Origin of the sequence: Novosphingobium sp. P6W (assembly GCF_000876675.2) — a bacterium.
Classification (GTDB): domain Bacteria; phylum Pseudomonadota; class Alphaproteobacteria; order Sphingomonadales; family Sphingomonadaceae; genus Novosphingobium.
Window position 1 is genome coordinate 1412925 of the sequence record NZ_CP030353.1, and the last position, 22076, is coordinate 1435000.

The window sequence follows — 22076 nt, forward strand, 5'->3', positions numbered from 1 at the left end:
TGAACTTGTTTCAGGGTCCATCGGGCGCCATTGGCCGAGGTGTCGCTTCACTAGCTGCCCCGGCGGTTTGCCGAGCATCGCGCGGGATATGCGGCGCAATGGACCCTGAAACAAGTTCAGGGTGACGATGTCAGGAAGGCGGCGTGGTGTGTTCGCGCAGAGCAATCAGGACGAAAACAAGCTCTTCCGGATCACCGCGTGCACGCCCCAGTTGCCGTTCGCCACCTGGCTGATACCGAAGTCTACGCCCACCGACAGCAGCGAGATCGCCTCGTCCTCGGTGAAATCGCGCAGGGTCATCAGGAAACGGCGGGCCTTGCGGAAGGCGTCGCGCATGGCGGCGTCGATGGAGCTTTGCTTGTAGACTTCGCTCTGCGCGCTGGCGCCCAGTTCCTTGAGGTAATCGGGGTGGGAGAAGCCCAGGATCACCCATTCGTCGGGCGTCTCGATCATCGGATAGTCGATGTCGCGAATGTATTTGCGGCTGGTCTTTGCAGGGTGGAGGATAACCTGGATCACCGCCGTCATCGAACATTCGATGGCGGTGCCGCACAGTTCGCTATCGCCCTGGCTGGCGTGGGGATCGCCCATCGACAGCAGGCCGCCCGGCACGCCCACGGGCAGGAAGCAACTGGCGCCCTTGCCCAGCCGCCAGTTGTCGATGTTGCCGCCGAAGTTGGCAGGGGGCACCGAATCGATCAGTTCCGAATGCGCCGGTGCCAGCGCGATCACGCCGAAGTGCGGGCGCACCGGGATCGTCACGTCGCGCAGAACGTCGAAGTTGCGGGTGATCGTTTCGGGATCGACCGGGACGCCGGGATAGTCGTAACGTTCGTGGACCACGCCCGAAGGGTCGGTCTGCGGGGTCCAGCGATAGGAGTAGACCGCCTGCGCCGTGGCCCGGCCGGGTTCGTCGTCCATCTCGTAGATGGTGATGACCTCGCGGTCCTTGGGTTCGGTCAGCAGGTCCTTATAGTGAAAGCCCCAGTACGCGGCGACGTTGCTGCCGAAGGAGCGACCCGCGAAGCGCGGGTTCTGGCTGGGGCGGGCTTCCATATCGAGGATGCGTACTTCGATCACGTCGCCGGGGCGGGCGCCCTCCACCGCGATCGGGCCGGTGCAGATGTGGACGCCGAAACCCTCGCCGGGGCCGCGCCCCAAGGCAGATGCATCAAACGGACCGGCGCCGCGCCGTTCCACCGCCTTGCCCTCGGCGGTCCAGTGGAACACTGCTTCGGCGCCCGCATCACCTTCGATCATGCGCTCGGCATCGTCGTTGGCGTGGTGGGTCAGGGTTTCGATGGTGACATAGTCGCCCGAGCGGATTTCCAGCGCCGGGCTAAGCGAGCGGCTGAAATAACCCCAGTGGATGGTGTCGGGCCGGGCGGGCAGGAAGTGGTGGCGGCGGGTGCGCGCGGCATCGTCCAGCGCGGGCAGGGCGTCTGCGCCGGGCAGCACGCCTTCTAGCACGCTAGCGGGTTCGCGGTTTTCCAGCCGCACGTCGCGGGCCTTTTCCGGCCGGCCGCGCCGGGGGGCTTCGGCCGAAGTGCCCACGCTTTCGGGAGACTTGCGATATTCGCGCGGGCTCATCCCGTACTGCTCGCGAAAGGCGCGGGAGAACGAGGCGCTGTCGTTGAAGCCCCACTGGAACAGGATTTCCGAGATCGAGCGCTGTGCATGCAGCGGACTGCCAAGGTCCAGCCGGCAGCGTTCCAGCCTGCGCAGCTTGACGTAGTGGCCGAAACTTTCGCCGTGCTGCTCGAACAGCTTCTGCAGGTAGCGCGGCGAGATATTGTGCTCGGACGCGATCTGGTGGGTGTTCAGGTTCGGGTCGGACAAGCGCATCTCGATCGACTGGAACACCCGCTCCAGGATCGCGGCGCGTCCGCCTGCCGCCCCGCCCAGCGCCTTGGCGGGCGCGCGGTCCAGCAGGGTGGCGGCGATCATTTCGGGCAGGGCCAGTTCGACCGGGCGGATCTGGTCGTCCGAAATGTCGAGGATGGTGTCGGCGACGGTGCGCAGCAGGCTGGACATCATGCGGCCAACGGCGGTGTCGGCGATGAGGTCGCTGATCTGTGTCGGCAGCTGCGAGCGCGATTTCAGCGCGGGCAGGCTGTGCGGCACCTTGACGATGAGCAAGCGAAAATCGCCCTCGGCGGCGATCCGGCAGCGGGTGTCGCCGCCGCCGTATACCATGTCGCCCTCGCCGATTTCGACCACCGCATCGCCGCTGGTGGCAGTGAGGCGGCCTTCGAGCAGGAGGACGAGCCAGAAACAGCGGGCCTCCTGCTGGAAATCCAGGGTCAGCGCCTGCGCCGTGCCGGTGCAGCGGATGAACTGGATTTTCTGGCCGCTGGTGAAGCTGACGAGGTCTCCGTAGATATCCTCGTCGCCGCCATCCAGTTCGAGGCTGACGCGCTGCAGTGCAAAACGCCAGGCTTCCAGGCGCTGGTCGTGCGGATAGGCATTGGTCGTCAATCGCACGCCGGTCATGCCGGATTACCCTTGTTATTTAACCCTGAATACCAAGCCTAGTCGATCGCCTCGGCACCGGCCAGACGCTTGTGTGCATTGCGGTAACGGTGGACCAGCCACTTGTTGAACTGGCCTTGCGCGCCCTCCTGCCACGAATAGCGGCCGCGCGGTGCGAAGCGCGAACGCAGGCCTTCCTGCACCAGTCCGTCGACATGCATGTCCTGGGCGATGATCTTGCCCGAGGCGGAAAGGTTCATGTCGAGCAGGTTGTCGAAATTCGGCTCGGCCATGGCGCCTGGCGCGAAGAGGAAGCCGGTTTCCAGTTCGTGCGATTCCGGGCCGTCGGGGCGCAGGATGAGGTAGATCACCATGTCGCTCATCATCACCAGCGACAGCGACGGTGGGACGTTGGCGAAGGTCATGCGGCTGCGGCCCTCGTCGGTCAGGCCGGGAAATACAGGCAGCACCGCGCGCTGGGTGGCGTTGAAGCTGGCGTCGGGATGCAGGGTGCCGTTGAAGCGCAGGAACCCTGCGTCCTCAGGCTCGGAATGCGGAAATTCCGCGCGGCCCGAGGGCACGAAGTCGTGCAGCGGCCCGGCGTGCAGGCGGCTGGCATGGTAGCCGTCGTTGTTGTTCTCGAACATGACCTTCCAGTTCCACGGCAACTTGGCCGCAGGGTCCGGCCTGGGGCCTTCGGCACTGGCAAGGTCGTAGCCGGAGATCGCGTCCGCCACCTTGGCAAGACGGGGGCCGAGCGGGGCGGCGTTCAGGTCGAAGTTGACGAAGATGAAGCCGTTCCAGATTTCAACGGCAAAGCGCGGCAGGCCGTTTTCCTTGCGGTCGAAATTGCAGGTCTTGTTCATGGCGGGCGCGGCCACCAGCGCGCCGTCGAGCGAGTAGCTCCAGTGGTGGTAGGGGCACAGGAACCCGCGCGCCTTGCCCGCCCCTTCGGCGACCAGCATCGCGCGGTGCTGGCACACCGCCGACATCGCGTTGATCTCTCCGGCAAGGTTGCGCGCGACGATGATCGGCTCGTTGACGGTGCGGGTGGTGAAGAATTCGCCCGGCTCCCCGATCCACGATTCGCGCCCCACGCACTGCCACTCGTTGAAGTAGAGCGCGTCCTTCTCGAACTCGTAGAAGTCGGTGCCGGTGTAGCATTCGGGCGGCAGCGTCACCGCATCGGCAAGGTCGACTGCCGAGGCGGACAGGGATTCGATGAAGCTGTCTGACATCAAGGGGGCGGGCATCGTTGGGGCGGACATGGTGTACTTCCCTGGTGTGTTTGGGTGCGCTTCGGGTGCAGCTTGGACCGAACTCTGCATGCCGCATCTGCGAAGACAAGAACGCAAATGCGAACGGGGTGTTCGACTTATTCGCGGGTGTAGTCGTCCGGGATCCTGGGCGGATCGCCGGCCTTGCCCCACAGCAGGATCTCGTTGCCCCACGGGTCGCGAAAAGCGTGGTTGAGGCCGTTGAACGTGCTCCAGAAGTGGTTGCGCCACAGCACCGTGGCGCCGCGCTCCTCAGCGGCGGCAAGGATGCGCTCGGGCGTGTCGTCGTCGCTGATGAGCACCCAGATGCGGGGCTTGCGGCCCTCGGCCGAGATAGCGCGCGGGTCGACGCCGGCGTCATTGGGATGCGGGCGGGCGTTGGCGGGGTCGAAGATGCCAAGGTGCAGGTTGCCGATCTCGCTGTCGCTGCCGTCGGGGTTGGGGAACATGCCGCCGGGGACCATGCGGTGATAGACGCCTTCGGGCTTGTGGTCGTCGCGCCAGCCGAAGACTTCGGCGTAGAAACGGCCGGCAGCGGCGGGATCGTCGGCGGGCAGGTCTACGAAGATGAGCGTGTTGGGCATGGGCGTGTTCCTTGCGGTCTCGATGACGGAAGGTGTGCGCCAATCAGGCGCGGCGCTCTTGGCGGCAGGCGTCCGGTTTGTTGATGTTGGCGCGGCAGGGCTTCGACAAGCTCAGCCTTGACCCTTCGACAAGCTCAGGGTGAGCGGAAGGTGTTCTATGCTTCCAACGCCGTCAGGTTGAGCGGAGGTCGCCCTATGCTTTCAACCCCGCTCAGGGTCAGCAGAAGTTGTTCTATACCTTCAACCCCGCTCAGGCTGAGCTTGTCGAAGCCCCCCGCAGATGCACCAACTACCGCCGTCGCCAACTCGGAGGGCGCGCAGGGCCAAGACCCTTTTGCGCATCCCCGCGAAGCTGAGAGCCTAGATCCTCCATCCAGCAAAGGGGCAATGCATGGCTTCGGTCACCACTTTCGGTTCGGCGAAGGCGCAGGTTCGGCCTTCGGCGATCTGGCATCTCAAGGCCACGCCGGAGACCATCCACTGGGGCTATTTCTCGCCCGATATCAAGCCGGCGCTGCGCATCAGAAGCGGCGACCTCGTCCATGCCGAGGCCGTGACTCACCACGCCGGCGACGATGCCAGCCTGATGTTCGACGAAGGCATCGAACGCATCTTCCGCGAGGTGGACCCCGCCAGCCGTGCTCCCGGCTGCCACATCATGACCGGCCCGATCTACATCGAGGATGCCGAGCCGGGAGACATGATCGAGGTGCGCTACCTGCAGATGGTGCCGCGCTGCAATTACGGCTCCAACCTCGCCGCCAACTGGGGGCATCTGTATGAGGAATTCGGCAAGCAGGTGCGGGTGACGATCTACGAACTCGACCCCAATGCCAACACTGCCCATGCGCTGTACGCCTATGATTTCCCCGGTGATTACACGGTGCCCGGCACCATCACCAATTGCCCGGAATGCGATCGTCATCCGGCGCTGCCCGGCATCACGATCCCGGCCCGCCCGCATCTGGGCACGGCGGGCGTCGCGCCTGCGGTGAACGAGCCGGTCTCGACCATCCCGCCGGGCCTGCACGGCGGCAACATCGACAACTGGCGCATCGGCGCCGGTTCGACGATGTTCTACAAGTGCCAGGTCAAGGGCGGCCTGTTCTCGATCGGTGATCCGCACGTCAGCCAGGGCGACGGCGAGATCAGTGGCACCGCGATCGAGGCCTCGCTCGACTGCCTGTTCCAGATCATCCTGCGCAAGGACTTCGACTTCCCCTCGCCGCTGCTGGAAACGCCGGAAAACTGGATCGTCCACGGCTTCGGCGCCGACCTCGACGAGGCGATGAAGAACTGTTCGCTGGATATGATCCACCTGCTCCACGAGAAGCAGGGGCTGAGCCGGAACGACGCCTATTCGCTGATGAGCGTGGCGGCGGACTTCGGCATCACCCAGGTGGTGGACGGTACGCTGGGCGTCCACGCGCGCATCGAGCGGCGGATGTTCCCGGCCAAGGGCACGGTCATCGACCCCGTCAAGCTCGATCCCGGGTAAAGGAGCCCTCACTCCTGACGGGATAGCCTGAAAGCCCGGTTCGCAAGAACCGGGCTATTTTTCGAGTCGGCCGAAAAAGAGTTGAGGCCGGCGATTTCTTTCCCTTTCCGCCGCAGGACATTGTATCGGCAGGGAAATCAATTGGGGGGCCGGGCGAGCTTGGAAAATGACTGATGCGCAGGGTGATGAGATTCCCGCAGAACTGCGCGCGTTTTTCGACGATTCTCCCACGGCGCTTTCGCTGGCCTCGGTCATCGGCGATCATCCGCTCGTCTATGTGAACCGCAAGTTTGTCGATCTGACCGGTTATAGCGCAGAGGAAATTCTGGGGCGTAACTGCCGTGTGCTTCAGCGCGATGTCGACGACCGGGAGGCCCGGTCGATGCTGTCCGTTTTCCTGCTTAACGAAGATGCGGAGGGCGTCCGCACGCCGATCGTCAATTTCAGGAAGGATGGAACGGCTTTCGTCAACCTGCTTTACCTGTCCCGCCTGCGGGCGCCTGCAGGGCAGACCCGCTACTTCTTCGCTTCGCAGTTCGATATCAGCCGGGTCCAGCCGCAGCGCCTGAACGACTATGACCGGGAACTGCGACGCACGCTGACCCGGCTCGCGCGGCTGGCCGCCGATAGCGGCCTGATTGTGGAGGAAGCGCTGGCGACCATTGCGGACGCCGCCGCCACCATCGCGCAGGCCAAACTCACCTTGGTCGGTCTCGAGGACTGCTCGGCCCGCTGACGGCGGTTCAGCCTGCCGCCAACGTCATCTCGCCCGAACCTGCGGGGGCCGCATTGCGCATGCGGGTGCGCCCGTCCGCGCCGATGCCGGGGAGCAGGAACAGCAGTGCCATGCCCACGCCCAGCACTGCGATGATCGCGGCCGAAGCCTGGTCGTAGGAGCCGGTGCTGCCGTAGCTAAGGTCCATCACCGCCGGGGTCAGCCCCTGGGCAAGGATCACGGCGGCATAAAGCACCGCATTGATCGAACCGAAGTGCTTCAGCCCGAAATAGCGAGAGCAGAAGTACGAAAGCGCCCCGTATTCGGCCCCCATGCCAACGCCCAGCAGTACGCCCGCAGCGGTCATCGCCAGGCTGCCCTGGCCGAACTGGAGCAGGCCCAGCCCGGCCATCGCCGCGCCGTACATCGGCACGACCAGCAGCGGCGTGCGCAGTCGGTCGAGCAGCCCGCCCGTCACCACCTGCCAGGCAGCGGTGACGAGGGCGAAAGTGGCCACGGTGGCGGTTGCCTCGCCAAGGCCGTAACCCCGGTCGGTCATCATCGGCACGACATGGGTGAACACGGCGGTCATGCCGCCCGCGCCGCTTGCCACGGCGATCAGCAGTACCCAGAAGCGGCGGGTGGACGCCGCCTCGCGCAGGGTCATGCCTTCGAACACGCGCGCCGGTGCGCTGGGTGCGCGCGCCGGGGTATCGTGCAGCCACAGCCACATCAGCGGGAAGCCGATGACGAGAACGATCAGACCGATGGCGCCGTAAGTGGCGCGCCAGCCGATGATCGGCAGCAGTATGCCTGCCGCGATCGGCATAACCGTGGCGCCCACGCCGTTGCCTACGCCAGCAGTGACGCCCAGCATCAGGCCGCGCCGTTCGTCGAACCAGTTGGATACGATCTTGGCGATCATCGGCGATGCGCAAGTTGCCCCGGCCAGCCCGATCGCGCCGAACTGGGCATAGAACAGCCAGATGTTCCCGGTGGTCTGCGACAGGCTCATGATCAGTAGCGCCAGCGCCACGTTGCCGCACAGGATCAGCGGCCGTGCGCCCACCCGGTCCATCGTCCGCCCGATCAGCGGATAGCTGATGGCAGCAACGATCGCGATCAGCCCCAGCACCCCCGACACCGCCGCGCGCGACCATCCCAGGTCCTGCGAGATCGGCACGAGCAAGGTGCCGAACGTGGCGCTGATGGCAGCGGTGACACATACGAGGTTGCCGGTAGTCGCGGCGATAGCAAGGTGCGTTGCGGTTCGGTCCCGGGAAGCGGTGGGCATTGCGGGTCTCCAATTTTTTCGAATTTCCCGGAGTAGATGCCCCCTCGGCCCCGATCCCAAGCGATTATCACCGCACTGCAACAAATCCTTCGCAGCCCATCAAGTCTGCCCTCTTGCACAGGCGGGGCGGGCATCCGATTTTGTGGACAGCGGCTGGCCTGGTCCAAAACTCGGGCAGGCCGCAGGAAATTCAGCAAGGGACGATTCGCGGCGATGAATGTGCAGACAGCCGATATGGTGGCCCCCGTGGCAGCTTCAGGCACCCAGATGCCCACCTTCTTCATCCCCCACGGCGGCGGGCCCTGCTTCTTCATGGACTGGACGGCGATGGGCGGCCCGGCCGACACCTGGCACAAGACCGAGGCGTGGCTTCGTGCGCTGGTGTCCACCTTGCCGGAAAAGCCGAAGGGCATCGTCGTGATCTCGGGCCACTGGGAGGAGCCGGCCTTCACCGCCTCCGCCGCCGTCGAGCCGGGGATGATCTACGACTACTACGGTTTTCCCCCGCATACCTATGAGTTGAAGTATCCCGCTCCCGGCGCGCCCGGACTGGCCGAGCGCATCGTTTCCCTGCTTACCGACGCGGGCCTGTCGGCGCGCACCGATGCCGCGCGCGGGTTCGACCACGGTGTATTCGTGCCGTTCCTGTTGATCGACCCAGAAGCGTCCATCCCGGTCGTGCCGCTTTCGCTGAAAGCGGACCTCGATCCGGCCGAGCATATCGCCGCAGGCCGTGCGCTGGCGCCTTTGCGCGACGAGGGCATCCTGATCGTCGGCTCGGGAATGAGCTACCACAACATGCGCGGCTTCCGCACACCCGCGGCGACGCGGCCTTCTGCCGTTTTCGACCAGTGGCTGACCGGCGCCGTGGAGGCCGCCCCGCAGGAACGCGAAGCCAACCTGACCGGGTGGGCCGATGCGCCGGCGGGCCGCCTTTCGCACCCGCGTGAGGAGCATCTGTTGCCGCTGATGGTGGCAGCCGGGGCCGGCGCGGATTCGCCGGGCGTCAAGGTGTTCGGCGATAACGTGATGATGGCCGATATTTCCGCCTACCGCTTCGGCTGAATTCCCGCTCCGTCCGTGACTTGAGACCGGACGGGGCCTGCCACAAACGCGAACCGTCTTGCCGCCTGTCGGCAAGGCTGTAAGGGTGCCTCGATAGGTACTCGATCGCGTGAAGGAGCGAAGGCGGTGGCGCAGGAAAGCGGGAAAGCGGCTCATCCGACCGAGGACAGCATCGCCGCGCGCATGGCCGAGGCCGGTATCACCGCGCCTGCGGACTGCACGCCCGGCGTTCTGTCCAACCTGATCGTCCTGCAGGACCACGTGGCCACCTTGCGCGCCTTCGCGCTCGACCCGCGCAGCGCCAGCGCCATGCGCTTCGAGGCCTGAGCTAATGGCTGTCGATACAACGCCGCTCACCGCGATCGCCATGGCCGCGAAGGTCCGCTCAGGCCAGGTCACGGCGGTCAGCTTGTGCCAGGCCGCGCTGGACCGCGCCGAGGCGCTTGGGGGCGAGCATAGTGGCTTCACCCGCCTCCTGCGCAGGCGCGCCCTGCCGCGCGCGGCGGCGGTCGACAAGCTGGTGGAGGCCGGACTTGATCCCGGTCCGCTGGCAGGTGTCCCGTTCGGCGTGGCAGACCTGTTCGACGTTGCCGGTGAAATCACCACCGCCGGATCGCGCACGCGCCTCAGCGCATCGTTCGCCAGCCGCGATGCCCGCGCCATCGTGCTGCTCGAAGCGGCGGGCGCGGTGCTGGTTGGCACGCAGAACATGGACGAATTCGGCTACGGCTTCGTCACCATGAATGCCCATTACGGCACCACCCGCAACCCGCACGACCCTGCGCGCGTCGCCGGCGGCGCTGCGGGCGGATCGGCCGTGGCGGTGGCGACGGGCACGGTGCCGATCAGCCTTGCCTTCGACACCAACGGCTCGCTGCGCGTGCCCGCCGGCCTCACCGGCGTGATCGGCCTCAAGCCCACATACGGCGATCTTCCGCGCGAAGGTGTCTATCCCTTCGTGGAAAGCCTCGACGTGGTCGGTGTGCTGGGCCGCGATCTGGACGACGTTTCGCTGGTGCGCACGGTCCTGCGCGAAGGCGCGCCGGAGCGTTCGGATCCTCCGCGCGGCGAGATCGCCTTCGGCCGGTTGATGAGCTGGTTCGACGACAATATCTCCGAAGAAATGCGCGGGCCGCTCGACGCGTTCTGGAACCGCCTTGGGCGCATCAGCTTCGAGCTTCCCCATTCCGAGATCGCCCGCGCCGCCGCCTCGGTCATTATCGCGGCCGAGGGCGCCAGCCTCCACCGCCCTGCGCTGGAAGCGGACCCCATGCAGTTCGAGCCGCCGGTGCGCGACCGTATGCTGGCGGGCCTGCTGCTGCCTGCGGACGATTACCTTGCCGCCCAGCGCTTCCGTAGCTGGATCCAGGCGCGCCTGCGCCGCCAGTTCGAGCTGGCCGACGTCCTCTTCACCCCCGCCGCGCCTGGTTTCGCGCCGACGATCGCCGATCCGGTGATGACGTTCGAGGGCAAGTCGATCCCCGCGCGCAGCCACCTTGGCATCTACACCCAGCCGATCAGCCTGATGGGCCTGCCCGCGCTGGTGCTGCCGCTGGCGGGAGACTTCACGATGCCCCTGGGCATCCAGCTCATCAGCGCCGCAGGGAACGAGCCGCTGCTTTTCCGCGCCGCGCGCCAGTTGATCGACAAGGGCCTCTGCGCGGTTCCGTTGCCGCCCGCGGGGGCTTGAGGCTCGGCCTGACCCTTCGACAAGCTCAGGATGAGCGGAAGTTGCTCTATGCTTCCAACTCCGCTCAGGCCGAGCGGAGTTGCTCTATGCTTCGAACCCCGCTCAGGCTGAGCTTGTCGAAGCCCCAACCGGCACACACCTGCGTCAACAATTGCGCCGCGCTCGCACAAGCCGCTAAGCCCGTCGCGGCTAGAGTGGCACCGCAACAAGGGCGCGAAGGTACATGCAGGCAGACACTCTCATCACCGGCGCGACCGTCATCACGATGGACGGTGCGCGCCGGGTCATCCGTGACGGCGCCGTGGCTTTCGCCGGCGATACCATCGTCGCGGTCGGCAAAAGCGCCGACCTTGCCGCCATCGACGCGCGCGAGGTTATCGACGGGCGGCGCTTCGTGCTTACACCCGGCTTCATCAACTGCCATGTCCACGTCACCGAAACGCTGATCCGGGGCTTCATCCCCGAGGCTTTGCCCTTCGATGAAGAACTGGGCGAGTGGGTGATCCCGCTCTACAAAAGTCATGACGCGGCCGAGCAGGCGGTCAGTGCGAAGCTGGCCATCGCCGCGATGCTGCGTTCGGGCACGACGACGTTCCTCGAAGCCGGCACCGTCATCGCCTTCGACGAAGTCATGGCCGCGATCGAGGACACCGGCGTCCGCGCCCGCAATGGCCGTTGGACCGAGGACCGCGCCTGGGCCCCCTCCGCCGACGCCGAGGCACTGACCCGCGATGCGCTCGCCGCGCTGACGCAGGATCTGGAACGCTACCCGCAGGACGGACGGCGGATCGCCGCCTGGCCCAACCTCATCGGCCACATGACCGCCACCGATGCATTGTGGCAGGGCGTCACCGCGCTGGCCAAACGCACAGGCACCGGCATTTCCGCGCATATGAGCCCGGTGGCGGGAGACAGCGAATGGTATCTCGCCAACACCGGCAAGCGCCCGGTGGAGCATCTGGCGGACCTTGGCGTGCTGGGGCCGCACCTCAACCTCGTCCACATGGTCCATATCGACGCGCGCGAGGCCGAACTGGTTGCGGCAAGCGGCACCCATGTCACTCATTGCCCCGGCGCGTCGATCCGCTGCGGTTACGGCGTGGGCAAGCACGGCCTGTTCCCTGAAATGGCGCGGGCCGGGGTCAATATCGCGCTCGGCACCGACGGGGCCGACAATCATGACATGATGCGCGTCATCACGCTGATGGCGGCGTTGTTCAAGGATGCGCGGCAGGACCGCTCGCTGTTCCCGGCGCATGAAGTGCTGGAAATGGCGACCGTCAACGGCGCGAAGGTGCTGGGCATGGCCGATGTGATCGGCAGCATCGAGGTCGGCAAGAAGGCGGACATCGTCGCCCACGACACCCGCCGCCCGGAATGGCAGCCGGTCAACAATGCCGTGGACCAGCTGGTCTGGTCGGCGGACGGGCGGGGCGTGCATTCGGTCTGGGTCGACGGGGTGCGCGTGGTGGCCGATTTCGCCTGCACCACCATCGACGAGGACGCGCTCTACGACGAGGGGCAGGCGATGGCGGATGCCGTGCTCGCCCGCTCGGGCCTGCCGCTGATGAGCGAATGGCCGATCCTGTGACAGTATCAATCGAGGAAGCGAACACGGTGGAATATTCGGCAATCACGGTCACTCCGCTCACCCCAGGCATGGGCGGGATCGTCTCGGGCGTAGACCTGACGCAGCCGCTTTCGGAGATTCAGGTTGCGGAACTGCACCGCGCGCTGGACGACCGGCTGGTCATCTTCTTTCGTGACCAGCCGCTGGATCACGCGGCCCATATCCGTTTCGCCAATTACTTCGGCGGCATCCACATCGCGCCCAGTACCAAGCCATGGCAGGCGCCCGGTCATCCCGAAGTGACCGTGATCCACGCAGACGCGGATTCCACCTTCGTCGCCGGCGAGGACTGGCATTCGGACATGAGCTGCGATCCCGAGCCGCCGCTGGGTTCGATCCTTTACCTGCACACTATCCCGCCCTGCGGCGGCGACACCGCATTCTCGAACATGTACGCGGCCTACGATGCGCTGTCGGACAGGATGAAGGCCCACCTCGAAGGCCTGACCGCCGTGCACGACGCCGTCGTCGGGTTTGGCGGCATCACTCCCGAAGGCATGACCTTGCCGCGCACCAGCCATCCAGTGATCCGCACTCACCCCTCGACAGGGCGCAAGTCGATCTACGTTAACAAGGGCTTCACCACGTATATCGAGGGCATCCCGCGGCCGGAAAGCGATGCGTTGCTCGCCTACCTGTTCGACCATGTGAAACAGCCCCTGTTCCAGTGCCGGTTCACCTGGGGCGCGCATTCGATCGCGTTCTGGGACAACCGATGCGCCCAGCACTCGGCGATCTGGGATTATTTCCCGCAAGTCCGCTCGGGCTTCCGCGTCCAGATCCTGGGCGACGTGCCGCGTTGAGCGGCGGCTTAGGACAGCGTACGCCGCGTAAAATGCCCCGCTCAGGACGAGCGGGGCGCGTTTAATTCGCAGGGCAGGGGTAGCCCTGGGCGCTCTAGTTCAGAAGGCGAAAGCTTCCGTCACACGGCGATCCGCGATCAGGAATGCATCGGCAACGAGTCGCAGCGGGCGCAGGTCGACGTCGATCGCACGTTCGGCCACGAGGTCGGCAAAGCGGTCGTAGAGCCGTGCGTATTCCTCGTCGGGCGCGGTCTGCTCTGCCTCGCCGGGCAGTTGGATCACGCTGCCGCCCTGCGTAAGGCGCAGGGTTCCGGCATCGGTGTCGACCTCGATGGACCATGTCTGCGGGCCGGTCTGGAGGAAGTCGAACTCGGCGCGCACTTCGGCGCTGCCGCAGCGCATCAAGATGCTGGCAGCCAGCGGCGAGGCGCGGCCTTCGGGTACGTCCATGCTGGCGCTTTCCACGAAGAGTTCGCGGGGCAGGATTTCAGTCGCGATCGATAGCGCGTTGATGCCGGGATCGAAGACGCCGAAGCCGCCGGGGCCAAGAATCCATTCCTGACCGGGATGCCAGCGGCGAATGTCTTCCTTCCAGTCGATCCGCACCGCGTCGATGCGCCGGTCGGCCAGCCAGGCGCGGGCAGGGGCCACGCCCGCCGCCTCGCGGGAGTGCCAGGTTGCGAACAGCGAGACGCCCGCCTTGCGCGCTGCTGCGACGAGGGCCTCGACATGCGAGAGCGTCACGGCCGGCGGTTTTTCGAGCATGACGTGCACGCCCGCCTCGATGGCGACGAGCGCCTGTTCGTAACGCCCGTCGGGCGGGGTGCAGAGCGAGACAGCCTCGAGCCCGGCGGCGCCGACCATCTCGGCGATGTCGTGATAGCCCTCCACACCGTCGAGGCGGCCATGCCGGCTGGCAGTGGCAACGAGGTTCAGCCGGTCATTGCCGGCAATCGCGGGAAAGTGCTGGTCGCGGGCGATCTTGCCGATACCTACGAGGCCCAATCTTACAGGCTCCACGTCGAACTCCTCTTTTATAGTATTTATCGCGCTTTATCGCCGCAAAGCGTGCCGATCAATCGCGAAAGCGCGGCGGTATTGCAGGAAAAATCCGGGTTTTCAGAGCCGCGCGGTCAGTCGCCCGCTGGCTGCCGGTCCTCGATCAGGCCAAGGACGTCGCCGATGATCCGGCGCATCGCGATCCGCGCCGCGTCGGGATCGCGCGCGGCGATGGCATCGCGTACCTTGGCGTGTTCGGCAACGTCGGCGGTGCGGCCCTTGATGCGGTTGGTGAAGCGGATCGAGGTGCGCAGCGCAGTGCTGACCACGTCGCGCAGCTGGATGTAGAAGGGGTTCTTCGAGGCGCGCAGGACGGCGACGTGGAAGGCGATGTCGGCTTCCAGGGGGTCGTCCAGCCCATGCTCGGCAGCCTGCATGCGCTCCAGCCCGGCGTCGATGCGGGCAAGGTCTTCCTCGGCCGCGACCATGGCCGCCAGCGCCGCGCCTTCCGGCTCCACGGCGACGCGCAGTTCGTTGAACTGGCGAAGCAGGTCGATGGAAAGCTTGCGTTCCAGCATCCAGCGCAGCACGTCGGTGTCGAACAGGTTCCACGACGAGGTCGGCTGAACCGTGGTCCCCTGGCGTGGGCGGGCGCTGAGCAGGCCCTTGGCGGTCAGCATCTTCACCGCCTCACGCGTGACGGAGCGGCTGACGCCGTGCTGCTTGGCGAGTTCGGCTTCGGTGGGGAACACGGCTTTCTCGAACTGGCCGGTAACGATGGCGCGGCCGATATTGTCGAGCAATCCGTATGTCAGGTTGCGGCCCAGTTGTGCAGCGGGTTCATCGACGATGAGGTGGGAAGAGCCTGTCACGAACCTTGTCCTTGTTGCCGGCCCGCGCGCTGCGCTTTCCGATCCTGTCGCACGGGACATCGTAGAGGGCGGCGCACGCTAAGCAAGGTACTTTGATATGATAAGTCGACTCATATGATAATTATGATGGATGATGCGGAGAAGTTATCGCCGACAACGCCAAGCCTTCCGGTGCCCGAGCAGCGCCGCCTTGCGAGGGGCGGGGGCTTGCACTAGGCAGGGCTACGGCCCGCTTGTCGGCAGCCTGCTGTTTTCGCCGGTCTCGAACGGTCCATTTCAAACGGAAAATCCGTGACGCGCAATTCGATACGAGCCTGGTATCTGGTGCACAAGTGGACGAGCCTCGTCTGCACCCTGTTCCTGCTGATGCTGTGCCTGACCGGGCTGCCGCTGATCTTCCACGATGAGATCGATGTGCTCACCGAAGGGCCGCCGCAGGTGGGCATGCCGGGTGTAGGCTCGTCGTCCGACACGCCGGGCCTGCTGCCGCTCGACACGATGCTGAAGATCGCGATTGCCGAGCGGCCGGGCGAGGTAGCCGCGTTCATGGCCTTCGACAACGACGGACCGTTGATGACCGTCACCACCGCGCCGCGCCCGGATTCGCCCTCTGCGCAGATGACGGTCCTCGTACTCGACCGGTCCACCGGCAAGCTGGTGTCGCAGGCGGACGAGAGCGGGGTGATGCATTTCCTGCTCCAGCTTCACACCGACATGTTCCTAGGCCTGCCGGGCATGCTGTTCCTGGGGTTCATGGGGCTGCTGTTCACCGCCGCGATCGTTTCGGGCGTGGTCCTTTACGCGCCCTTCATGCGCAAGATTGCCTTCGGTACGCTGCGGACCTCGCGCAGCACTCGGCTGAAATGGCTCGACTATCACAACCTGCTGGGCATCGCCGCGCTGGCCTGGACGCTGGTGGTGGGGCTTACCGGCGTGGTGAACACGCTGGCGACGCCGATCAACCGGGTATGGCAGAGCCGCGAACTGGCCGCGATGACCGGCGCCTATGCCGGCAAGCCCGCGCTGGAGCGTTCGCGCTACGTGTCGCTCGACAAGGCGATGGCGCAGGCGCGCAAGGCGCTGCCGGGCACCAGCCCGCAGTTCATCGGCTTTCCGGGCGGGGCGTTCAGTTCGAAGCACCACTACGCGGTGTTCTTTCAGGGCGATACGCCGCTGACCCAGCGCCTGCTGACCCCGGCGCTGATCGATGCCGAGACCGGGGCGTTCACCGATGCGCGCCCGATGCCGTGGTACAACCAGGCGCTGGCGCTGTCGCAGCCGCTGCATTTCGGGGACTATGGCGGGCTGCCGCTGAAGATCCTCTGGGCGGTTCTGGACCTTTTCACGATCGTGATCCTGGGCAGCGGCCTTTACCTGTGGCTCGGCAAGCGCAAGACTTCGGTCGAGGCGCACGTTCGTGAGGTCGAGACCGGCGGCACGGCAGGAGCGCCGTCATGAAGCGGCCGAAGCAATCTCTACGCCAGGTGTTCGCCGTCCCGGTCGTTCTGGCCGTGCTTAGCCTGTTGGGGCTGATCGCCGCGCTTACCGGCGATGGCCTGCGCGATGTCCTTTCGTGGCTCGCGCTGGGCGCGCCGGTGCTGGCCGTGGTCTGGGCGATGAGGTTCCGCCGCAGCTGAGCGGCGGTGCGCATTTTCGTCACGCAACGTTCCTCCGTGCGGTTGCGCCCGCGCCGGAGGCTTCCGATATAGCGCCGTGATCCCCGCCGCGCCGGAACGTTCCCGCAGGATCGCCGGCTTTCGGCAAACTCATGGAGTCGTATCGAATGGCCTATCTGGACACCCAGCTCTTCATCAATGGCGATTGGCAGAATGCTGCCGATGGCCGCACGCTGGCAGTACAGAACCCCGCGACCGGACAGGAAATCGGCCGCGTCGCCCATGCGAGCAAGGCGGACCTCGACCGCGCGCTGGATGCAGCGCAGCGCGGTTTCGAGATCTGGCGCGATTACACTCCGGCAGCGCGCAGCAAGATCATGCGGCAGGCCGCCGCCCTGATGCGTGAGCGCGCGGGCGACATTGCCCTGCTGCTCACCCAGGAACAGGGCAAGCCGCTGGCCGAGGCCAAGGGTGAGGCGATGGCCGCCGCCGACATCATCGAATGGTTCGCCGAGGAAGGCTTCCGTGTCTACGGCCGCCTTGTCCCGCACCGTACCAACCTTGCGATCCGACAGATGGTCATCAAGGACCCGGTCGGCCCGGTCGCCGCGTTCACGCCGTGGAACTTCCCGATCAACCAGGTGGTCCGCAAGATCGGCGCCGGTCTTGCGGCGGGCTGCTCGATGATCGTCAAGGCACCTGAAGAAACCCCGGCCAGCCCGGCGGCGCTTATCAAGGCGTTCCAGGATGCCGGCCTGCCCGAAGGCGTGCTGGGCCTGGTCTACGGCGATCCCGCCGAGATTTCGGAATACCTGATCGCCAGCCCGATCATCCGCAAGATCACCTTCACCGGCTCCACCCCGGTGGGCAAGCTGCTGGCGGGCCTTGCCGGGCAGCACATGAAGCGGGTGTCGATGGAACTGGGCGGCCACGCCCCGGTGATCGTCTGCGAGGATGCCGACGTCGACCTTGCGGTGAAGAGCGTGGGCGGCGCCAAGTTCCGCAACGCCGGGCAGGTGTGCATCTCGCCGACGCGCTTCCTGGTTCATAACAGCGTGAAGCAGCAGTTCGCCGAAGCGCTGGCCGACCTTGCCCGCGGTATCAAGGTGGGTGACGGCATGGAAGAGGGCACCCAGATGGGGCCGCTCGCCAATTCGCGCCGCCTGTCCGCCATGGCTGAATTCCAGCAGGACGCGGTGGCGAAGGGCGCCACGCTCCTCGCCGGGGGCAGCCGGATCGGCGAGACCGGCAACTTCTGGCAGCCGACCGTCCTGAACGACGTGCCGCTCGATGCCCGCCTGTTCAATGACGAGCCGTTCGGCCCGGTCGCCGGCATTCGCGGGTTCGACAAGCTGGAGGAAGCCATCGCCGAGGCCAACCGCCTGTCGTTCGGGCTGGCGGGTTATGCCTTCACCCGCTCGCTCGCCAATGCGGACCTGCTGACGCGGCGCGTCGAAGTGGGGATGCTGTGGGTGAACACGCCGGCGGCAGCCTCGGCGGAGCTGCCTTTCGGCGGCATCAAGGATTCCGGCTACGGCACCGAGGGCGGCCCCGAGGCGCTCGACAACTACCTCAACACCCGCGCGGTCGTGGTCGCCAACGTCTGATCGTCAGTGGCGGGGAGGTACGGGCAGCCGTGCCTCCCCGCATTGATTCAGCGGGCAGGGCCGCCGAAGCGGAAGCTGGCCTCGATCCCCAGCGTGCGCGGACGCAGGCGGTTCGACGTGATGTCGAGCACGCCGGGGGCAAGCGCCTGAACCTGCCGGAAGCTGGTGGCGCCATTTTCGTTCGTCAGGTTCTCGGCAAAGAGCGCCAGCGTCACCTGCGCCAGGTCCAGGCCGATGCGGGCGTCCACCCGGTCGATCCTGTCGCCCGGCAGGAAGCTGGCGTAGGACGAATTGCGGCGCGGCGAACTGTGCTGCCAGTCGACCCGCGCGAACAGCTGCGCCATGTCCGACAGCACGGCGGTATAGTCTGCCGAGGCGTTGGCGGTGAACTTGGCGACATCGTCGACGGCGGCGCCCTTCACGATCCCGGTGCCTGCGACATTGCCGATATATTCCGCGTCCACATAAGCGCCGCTCGCCGCCAGCGTCAGGCCGGGAACCGGGCGCGCGGTAATGCTCAGTTCGGCGCCCTTGGTACGGGTGCCGTCGGAGTTGATGAGGCCGTTGAACGAGGTTCCCGGGATCGGGATACGCACCGCCACGTCCTTCCAGTCGCTGTAGAACAGCGCGGCTTCCACGGTCACCTTGCGGCCCAGCAGGTCGGCCTTGGCGCCGACCTCGTAAGTCCAGATCGAATCCTGGCTGAGCGTGGCCGGCAGGTCGACCCCGTAGACCGGCCCGAGTGCGAGCGGCACGGTCGGCTGGATCTGTCCTGAGCGGAAGCCCTTGGCGGCGCTGGCATAGATCGTCATGTCCGCCTGCGGGTGCCAGGCCACGGAAAAGCGCGGGTTCCAGGACTTGTAGGTATCACCCGGCTGATCGGTGACGACACCCGAATTTGCCTCGAAGCCGCGCAGGCGGTCCTCGAAATAGCGCAGGCCTGCGGTCAGGTCGACGGGCACGCCGGGCAGGGTGTAGGTTGCCTCGCCGAACAGCGCGCGGGCGCGGGTGCGAAGCTCGGCATCGTTGTCGATGCCGGCGAAGGCGAACAGCACGCTGTCGTTGCGCTGGGCATTGCGCAAGTAACCGCCGACCGTCCATTGCAGCGGACCATCGCCAGTCGATGCCATGCGCAGTTCATGCGATTCCACGCCAATGTCGATCAGGACGTTGATCGGGCCGCGCACCGTCGTCGCCTGCTGCGGCAGCGTGAAGTCGCTGTGGGAAAAGGCATAGAACAGCTGCGCGCCGGGCAGGTCGTAGCGAGCGGTCGCGCCGTAGAGTTCAAGCCGGCTGCTGCTGGAAGGCACCGTCGCACGCGACTGCTGGCCATCGTCTCGCGCGCTTGATCCGCCGCCGGGGAAGTCGGACTTGGACAGCCAGTAGCTGCCGGTGATCGACAGGTTTTCGACCGGATCGAAGCGCATCTTGGCGCGAAAAGTGTCGTATGTATGGTCGTTGACGTTGGTCTTGCGGGCGGCGCTGTTGTCTACCCATCCCTGGTAGCGTTCATGCGTGCCGGCGACGCGAAAGGCCAGCACGCCGGGGATGACCGGCGCGTTGAAGGCACCCTTGGCGCCGGCATTGGTGCCGCCGCCCTTGGTGTCCGATACGAAGCCGAGGCCCTTGGCCTCCCACTCGTCCAGGTTGGCGCCCTGCGTCAGGATACGCACGGTGCCGCCCATCGAGCCTTCGCCGAACAGCGTGCCCTGCGGTCCGCGCAGGATTTCGACGCGGTCCAGGTCCCAGGCGCGCACGTCGGGGCTGATCGGCACGCTCACCCCGGTGAAGGGCAGGTCGTCGAGATAGAAGCCGTTCTCGTTCGCACCGAGCGAGGCCGAAATGCCGCGAATGGTGATCTTGGTGCCCAGCGCGGAACCGCCGTCGTAGATGCCCACGCCGGGCGCTTCCTGCAGGAAGTCGGCAAGGTTGCGGGCGCCGCGCTTTTCAAGCTGTGCGCCGCTGATGGCGGTGATCGCAATCGGCACGTCGATCGCGCGTTCTTCGCGCTTGCGGGCGGTCACGAGGATATCGTCGTCGCCTGTCGCGGCAGGGCCGGTGCCCACCTGCTCCTGCGCATGGACGGGCACGCTGACGAGAGCGGCGCAGATCAGGGCGGCATGGCTGGCAATGCGGACGGACATCATGGGACTTTCACAGGTCCGAACCTGGCGACGGGGCGCGAGGGCGGAAATTTCTTCGATTTGCGGGAAACAGGGTGGTCGGCTGGGTAGGGGGTATTCCCGTATTTGCGGGCCGGACCGGTGCGGGTCGGCCCCGCGAGATGGTTCGAATCGCCGGGTCGTCATCGGCATGGTTCTAAGTCTTGGAAACCACATATTTTTATCGACGACCCCCCGTCTGCATGCTGGAAAACCCCGTACACGAGCCCGGCAATTAGTCCGCAAACCGATAAATTAGCCTTAATATCGTGTGTTCTTGTGGGCACAGCGCAGCGGGCCTTCCCTTCCTCGCCGGCATCTCTATGGCCCAGTGTCCGATGGCCGGGGCAGTCTGCGCCGTGCATCGCGCTGCCTTGCGCCGCCAGCGCAAAGGGGGCCTTCCGGCTGGAGACTGCTTGCTACCATGCGCACTGTGACGCCTCGTATTCTTGTCGGACTGCTGCTTGTAATGGGCGCCGTTCCTCTCCACGCAGAGGATCGAGCAGGCCCGGACGCCGCCCCGCCGCGCCGCTCCCAGGTCGCAGCGGCATATCTGGACCAGGAATGGGCCAAGCCGGGGGGCTGGAACGGGATCGAGGCGTGGCAGCGCTTCGTTGCCGTCGACGTCCTGATCGACCATGAGCGGCGAACCGGGGACAAGCGGTGGGGCGACCAGATCGACGCTGCGGTGCGTAATCGCACTGGCCTCTACCTCAACGATGACGCCTTGTGGGCGGTCATCGCGAACGTCCACGCCTGGCGGCGTAACAACGATCCGGAACTGCTGGACTACGCCGGTTCGACCTACCGCCGCCTCGTCGCCGGATATTGGGACAATCGCTGCGGCGGCGGCCTGTGGTGGGACCCCGCGCGCACTTACAAGAACGCAATCACCAACGAACTGCTCTTCTATGCCTCGACCCAATTGTACCTGGCGACCGGCCAGCAAGGCTACCGGGACTGGGCGCTGCGCAGTTGGTCATGGATCGAGGGATCGTCGATGATCGGGGCGGATGGGCTGGTGAACGATGGACTGGACGCCCAGTGCCGCAACAATGGCCAGCCCCGCTTCACCTACAATCAGGGCGTGTTAATCGGCGGCCTCAACGATCTGGCCGGGATCACCGGTGATCCCGCGTACCGCGCCGTTGCAGTGAAAACCGCGCTGGCCGCGATGCGCGGCCTTTCAACGCCGGAGGGAATCCTGCGTGAGCCGGTCGACGCGATTGGCTCGGACGGGCTGATGTTCAAGGGCATCTTCGCGTACCACCTCGGCCATCTTCTCGATGCCATGCCCGATGGGTCTGAGCGCGGCGAACTCATGGCCTGGGCGCGCGGAAATGCCGATGCCGTGTGGAGATCGAGCGCCTCGGGCACGGCCGGGGTCGACGGCGACTGGTCGGGCGGCACGTCCCGGACTGGCCCGGCGGCGCAGGCATCCGGGATCGCCATGCTGGTGGCCGCAGGCGACTGAGGCAGGGCGGCGGGGATATCGGCAAGTTCACCTACAGCGGTGGCTCGAACTGCGCCCGGCGCAGAGGTTGCCCCTGCGCGCGGTATACGGCACGGGTTTCCGCGCACCTGATCGTCATCCCCGCAGGCGGGGACCAATCTGCCGGCTTGCCTTGTCGTATTTGTTCGAAGGGCCTTGCCGGTTGGACGCCGCTGTTGCGCAAGGGCCAACGCGGAGTGCCCCGCGAGCTATTGCTTGCGGGGTGTGTGATGGATGGTTGGTGTGTTGTGTATAAGATTGGTTGCGGGGGCAGGATTTGAACCTGCGACCTTCAGGTTA

18 protein-coding genes and 1 tRNA gene (1 of these 19 only partly in view) are annotated in these 22076 nt (G+C 66.0%); 11 read left to right on the plus strand and 8 right to left on the minus strand.

Features of this window, described 5'->3' with window-relative positions:
- Positions 1-165: 165 nt before the first annotated feature.
- The 3 genes from TQ38_RS22450 to TQ38_RS22460 all read right to left on the minus strand — a co-directional run bounded on the left by TQ38_RS22450 (position 166) and on the right by TQ38_RS22460 (position 4333).
- Complete coding sequence (locus TQ38_RS22450) at positions 166-2493, minus strand: acetamidase/formamidase family protein (protein ID WP_205316130.1); 2328 nt, start codon at positions 2491-2493, stop codon at positions 166-168.
- Positions 2494-2531: 38 nt separating this feature from the next.
- A complete protein-coding gene (locus tag TQ38_RS22455; RefSeq protein ID WP_240198055.1) occupies positions 2532-3740 on the minus strand; it encodes an aromatic ring-hydroxylating dioxygenase subunit alpha in 1209 nt (402 codons plus the stop codon).
- 107 nt (positions 3741-3847) lie between these two features.
- Complete coding sequence (locus TQ38_RS22460) at positions 3848-4333, minus strand: VOC family protein (protein ID WP_043975465.1); 486 nt, start codon at positions 4331-4333, stop codon at positions 3848-3850.
- 391 nt (positions 4334-4724) lie between these two features.
- Here TQ38_RS22460 and TQ38_RS22465 point away from each other — a divergent pair, with 391 nt between their 5' ends.
- Positions 4725-5831, plus strand: a complete 1107-nt coding sequence (locus TQ38_RS22465; RefSeq protein WP_043975464.1) for an acetamidase/formamidase family protein — start codon at positions 4725-4727, stop codon at positions 5829-5831.
- A gap of 166 nt (positions 5832-5997) precedes the next feature.
- Positions 5998-6567: a PAS domain-containing protein gene (locus tag TQ38_RS22470; protein WP_043975463.1), complete on the plus strand. Its 570-nt coding sequence runs from the start codon at positions 5998-6000 to the stop codon at positions 6565-6567.
- 7 nt (positions 6568-6574) lie between these two features.
- On the opposite strand, the gene TQ38_RS22475 is transcribed toward TQ38_RS22470, so the two are convergent.
- Positions 6575-7840, minus strand: a complete 1266-nt coding sequence (locus tag TQ38_RS22475) for an MFS transporter (protein WP_043975462.1) — start codon at positions 7838-7840, stop codon at positions 6575-6577.
- 213 nt (positions 7841-8053) lie between these two features.
- On the opposite strand from TQ38_RS22475, the gene TQ38_RS22480 reads away from it, so the two are divergent.
- The 5 genes from TQ38_RS22480 to TQ38_RS22500 all read left to right on the plus strand — a co-directional run bounded on the left by TQ38_RS22480 (position 8054) and on the right by TQ38_RS22500 (position 13028).
- Entirely contained in the window at positions 8054-8905 is an 852-nt protein-coding gene (locus TQ38_RS22480) for a class III extradiol ring-cleavage dioxygenase (RefSeq protein ID WP_082057681.1), read from the plus strand.
- 126 nt (positions 8906-9031) lie between these two features.
- Positions 9032-9232, plus strand: coding sequence for a hypothetical protein (locus TQ38_RS22485; protein WP_205316131.1), 201 nt, complete (start codon positions 9032-9034; stop codon positions 9230-9232).
- Positions 9233-9236: 4 nt separating this feature from the next.
- Positions 9237-10595: an AtzE family amidohydrolase gene (locus TQ38_RS22490; protein WP_043975460.1), complete on the plus strand. Its 1359-nt coding sequence runs from the start codon at positions 9237-9239 to the stop codon at positions 10593-10595.
- 223 nt (positions 10596-10818) lie between these two features.
- The gene (locus TQ38_RS22495; protein WP_043975459.1) at positions 10819-12186 is read left to right on the plus strand and encodes an amidohydrolase family protein; all 1368 of its coding nucleotides are present in this window, start codon (positions 10819-10821) and stop codon (positions 12184-12186) included.
- A 26-nt stretch (positions 12187-12212) separates the two neighbouring features.
- Complete coding sequence (locus tag TQ38_RS22500; RefSeq protein ID WP_043975593.1) at positions 12213-13028, plus strand: TauD/TfdA family dioxygenase; 816 nt, start codon at positions 12213-12215, stop codon at positions 13026-13028.
- 99 nt (positions 13029-13127) lie between these two features.
- Here TQ38_RS22500 and TQ38_RS22505 read toward each other — a convergent pair whose 3' ends face one another.
- On the minus strand, positions 13128-14048 hold the full coding sequence (locus TQ38_RS22505; protein ID WP_043975458.1) for a Gfo/Idh/MocA family protein: 921 nt from the start codon (positions 14046-14048) through the stop codon (positions 13128-13130).
- A 113-nt stretch (positions 14049-14161) separates the two neighbouring features.
- A complete protein-coding gene (locus TQ38_RS22510; RefSeq protein ID WP_082057680.1) occupies positions 14162-14899 on the minus strand; it encodes a FadR/GntR family transcriptional regulator in 738 nt (245 codons plus the stop codon).
- A gap of 291 nt (positions 14900-15190) precedes the next feature.
- Between TQ38_RS22510 and TQ38_RS22515 the strand changes: the two genes are divergently transcribed.
- The 3 genes from TQ38_RS22515 to TQ38_RS22525 all read left to right on the plus strand — a co-directional run bounded on the left by TQ38_RS22515 (position 15191) and on the right by TQ38_RS22525 (position 18122).
- Positions 15191-16357, plus strand: coding sequence for a PepSY domain-containing protein (locus tag TQ38_RS22515; protein WP_043975457.1), 1167 nt, complete (start codon positions 15191-15193; stop codon positions 16355-16357).
- Positions 16354-16536: a hypothetical protein gene (locus tag TQ38_RS22520; protein WP_043975456.1), complete on the plus strand. Its 183-nt coding sequence runs from the start codon at positions 16354-16356 to the stop codon at positions 16534-16536. Before TQ38_RS22515 ends, TQ38_RS22520 begins: the two co-directional genes overlap by 4 nt.
- A gap of 146 nt (positions 16537-16682) precedes the next feature.
- Entirely contained in the window at positions 16683-18122 is a 1440-nt protein-coding gene (locus tag TQ38_RS22525; protein ID WP_043975455.1) for an NAD-dependent succinate-semialdehyde dehydrogenase, read from the plus strand.
- Positions 18123-18169: 47 nt separating this feature from the next.
- On the opposite strand, the gene TQ38_RS22530 is transcribed toward TQ38_RS22525, so the two are convergent.
- Entirely contained in the window at positions 18170-20269 is a 2100-nt protein-coding gene (locus TQ38_RS22530; protein ID WP_240198056.1) for a TonB-dependent receptor, read from the minus strand.
- Positions 20270-20708: 439 nt separating this feature from the next.
- Between TQ38_RS22530 and TQ38_RS22535 the strand changes: the two genes are divergently transcribed.
- Positions 20709-21758 carry a glycoside hydrolase family 76 protein gene (locus TQ38_RS22535; protein WP_043975454.1) on the plus strand — a complete coding sequence of 350 codons (1050 nt, stop codon included), beginning with the start codon at positions 20709-20711 and terminating at the stop codon, positions 21756-21758.
- Positions 21759-22035: 277 nt separating this feature from the next.
- Here TQ38_RS22535 and TQ38_RS22540 read toward each other — a convergent pair.
- A tRNA-Met gene (locus TQ38_RS22540) sits at positions 22036-22076 on the minus strand (it continues 36 nt past the right edge of the window).